The organism is Tianweitania sp., assembly GCF_032053605.1.
Classification (GTDB): Bacteria; Pseudomonadota; Alphaproteobacteria; order Rhizobiales; family Rhizobiaceae; genus Tianweitania.
On the sequence record NZ_DAMBUH010000190.1, the window covers coordinates 1 to 2,866 of the forward strand.

Here is a 2,866-nt window from a genome sequence, read left to right on the forward strand (position 1 = left end):
CCGCCGGACACGACTGCCACATGCCGCCCCGACACGGCGAGTTCGAGCGCGGCCTTGGCGCGGTCGAGTTCCTCGCGATTGTCGGAGGCGTGCAGGGTTTGGTCGGGACGCACCTGGAGGCGGTCGAGATAGGGCTTGTAGCCGAAGAAATCGCTGGCGGCTTCGATCGCTGCGCGCGCTTGCGGGGTCATCTGATCGGGATTGCCGGGACCAGTACCGATGACTGTGAGACGCCCGCTCATGCAAGACCCTCGACGATCTGCAAGGCGGCAGCCAAATTCTCGCCGGGCTTGGCAGCCCAGCCGGGCACCAGCACGATGGAGAAGTACGGCGCGATATCGTCGGCTTTGTCGGCAAGCGGCGTAATCGCCATGTTGGCCATGGTGCCGCGCTCGACATAGATCGCGCGGTCGAGCTTGCCGGCCTCGACTAGGGCGCGGCGGATCTTCGGCAGGTTGCGGCCGACCTTCATTATCACAGCGGCTTCCGTGTCCATAAGGCGGCGCGCAAGGACGTCCTCGGCCAAGGTTCCTGGCAGAATGCTCAGGATGTCATCGCCTTGGACGATCGGAACGCCCGTCGCGGACCAGCAGCCGGACATGGCAGTCACGCCAGGCACGACCTCTGTCGGGAAGCGATGGGCTAGTCGGACATGCAGGTGCATGTAGGAGCCGTAGAAAAGCGGATCGCCTTCCGACAGCACGACGACCGTGCGGCCGGCACGAAGATGATCCTCAACCTGCTTTGCAATGTCTTCGTAGAAGCTATTGATGGGGTTAATGTAATCCGCGTGATCCTTGTGGATCTCGGTCGTCACGGGATAGATCATCGGCAGTTCGATGACTCCCGGACGCATATGCGCATCGACGATGGTACGAGCGTTGCCCTTGGCTCCACGCTTGGCGAAATAGGCCACCACATCGGCCTCGGCGAGAAAGCGCGCGGCCTTCAGCGTCAGGAGTTCCGGATCGCCGGGGCCAGTGCCGAGGCCGATCAGTTTGCCGAGCGATGCGCTCATAGGCCGGGTCTCGCAAGGGCGTTGATTGCGGCGGCTGTCATGGCACTGCCCCCCATGCGGCCGCGCACGACGGCGAAGGGGATGCCGAGCTTGCTTTCGGCCAGCGCGTCCTTGGATTCCATCGCGCCAACGAAACCGACGGGCATGCCGATGATGGCGGCGGGTCGTGGGGCGCCGGCGGCGATCATGTCAAGGAGGTAGAACAAGGCTGTCGGAGCGTTGCCGATGGCGACGACAGCGCCTTCGAGTTGCGGGCGCCAGAGTTCGAGCGCGGCGGCGGAGCGGGTGTTGCCGATTTCCTTGGCCAAGTCCGGCGTTCGCGGGTCGCGCAGCGTGCAGATCACGGGGTTGGTGGCAGGCAGGCGGGCGCGAGTGACGCCTTGCGCAACCATTTCGGCGTCGCACAGGATGGGAGCGCCGACTTGGAGGGCGGCGCGGGCATCTGAAACGAAGCTGGGCGAGAACTCGAAATATTGCGCAGATTCAACGATGCCGCAGGCATGGATCATGCGGACGGCAACATCGGCCTCTGCTTCCGAGAAGCGGGAGAGATCAGCTTCGGCGCGGATGATGGCGAAGCTTTTCTCGTAAATCGCGTCGCCTGATTTGATGTAGTCCGTGGTCATGAAGCCCGCTGCATGGGTGTTTGCGCCATCAGCCTGTCGCTGAAATCGGGCGGGAGCACTATCCCGTTCGCGACGATCTTGCGAGAGCCGGGGATGCCGATCACAGAAATGAACGTGCCGGCTGGCTTCGAACACTCCTTTTCGCAGCCCGAAAGATGCAAACGGAAGGGCAGATCCTGTCCATTCGCCGATTTGGCAGCGAGTTCGGCCGCTAAGGCGTGGGTATTCAGATGCGCGGATGCGCAAGCCGGGGCTCCGGCACACGCGACGATTCGCAGACGCAAGTCGTCCGGCCTGGTGATAACGTCAAGACCCGCGGATCGATGGAGCGCAGCCTGCGCAACTGCGTGGTCCGGGCACAGCATGATCAGCATGCGTTCGGGTGACAGGCGAAGTCCGCGGATGCCGAGGATTTGGAGATCTGCGCAAAGCGCGATCAGTGTCTTGGCGGTGACGGTGCCGAATGGCATGGCGATCACGGCGGCGATACGGCCGTCGGTCAGTTGCAGGATATCGCCGGGATGAAGCTGGGCAGGTTCCGGGTCACGCGGTTGGGCTGGCGGTTGAAGTGTCTCGAAGGTCGGCAACAGATCGCGGCCGCGCATCTTGCGGCCACCTTCGGCGATCGTGCGCAGCAGAGCGACGGCGGATTGCACTGCGCGCTCGGCATCATAGACACCGACGAAGCGGGCCGTTTCCGCGTCACCGGCGATGGCGACTTGCCAGGTGTCGGCATTGAGCGCGGTCAGCCGGATGTCGGCTTTGACGCCGTGGAGCATGGAAGGCCCGCCGCCATCGACGACAATAGAAACTTTTGGGCCGAGCTGAGAAGCAAAGCTGGACGCCTGACTCTTGATGGCGTCGGCCAGAGGACGCGGGTCGGCGCGCTCGTCTGCACAAAGGCCCGCGAGTGGTGCGGTGTCGAGTGGGAGACCGGTGCGGATGGTGAGGCCGAGGGCTTCGACGGCGGCGTTCATGTCGGCCACGGTTTCATCGCGCAAACCGCGAATTTGCAGGCTGCCGCGCAGGGTGACTTCGAGCAGGCCGTTGCCGCAGCGCTTTGCGGCTTCTGCGACGCCTGCGAGGTCGGCTGGCGAGATCGCCCCGTTCATCGGGTTGATGCGCGCGAGCAGGCCGTCGCCGGTCGGCATCGGCTTCGACAGCGAAGGGCATTCGCCTCTTTGGCGGTGCGAGATGATGGTGGTCGTCATGCTGCCACCTC

The 2,866-nt window shown here is 64.1% G+C and carries 4 protein-coding genes; all 4 read right to left on the bottom strand.

Annotation, left to right across the window (positions count from 1 at the left end; all coding sequences use genetic code 11):
- Nucleotides 1-242, bottom strand: a 242-nt coding sequence (locus RTX98_RS20545; protein WP_312798743.1) for an SAM-dependent methyltransferase, incomplete at its 3' end; no start/stop codon positions are given.
- On the bottom strand, nucleotides 239-1,018 hold the full coding sequence (locus tag RTX98_RS20550) for a precorrin-2 C(20)-methyltransferase (RefSeq protein ID WP_312798744.1): 780 nt from the start codon (nucleotides 1,016-1,018) through the stop codon (nucleotides 239-241). The genes RTX98_RS20545 and RTX98_RS20550, both read right to left, overlap by 4 nt.
- On the bottom strand, nucleotides 1,015-1,644 hold the full coding sequence (locus RTX98_RS20555; RefSeq protein WP_312798745.1) for a precorrin-8X methylmutase: 630 nt from the start codon (nucleotides 1,642-1,644) through the stop codon (nucleotides 1,015-1,017). Before RTX98_RS20555 ends, RTX98_RS20550 begins: the two co-directional genes overlap by 4 nt.
- The coding region (gene cobG, locus RTX98_RS20560; protein WP_312798746.1) for a precorrin-3B synthase at nucleotides 1,641-2,866 on the bottom strand (1,226 nt) is incomplete at its 5' end. The genes cobG and RTX98_RS20555, both read right to left, overlap by 4 nt.

Excerpts from the sequence above, each read along its gene's own strand:
- RTX98_RS20550 (WP_312798744.1), bottom strand. The coding sequence starts at position 1,018 with ATGAGCGCATCGCTCGGCAAACTGATCGGCCTCGGCACTGGCCCCGGC.
- RTX98_RS20555 (WP_312798745.1), bottom strand. The coding sequence starts at position 1,644 with ATGACCACGGACTACATCAAATCAGGCGACGCGATTTACGAGAAAAGC.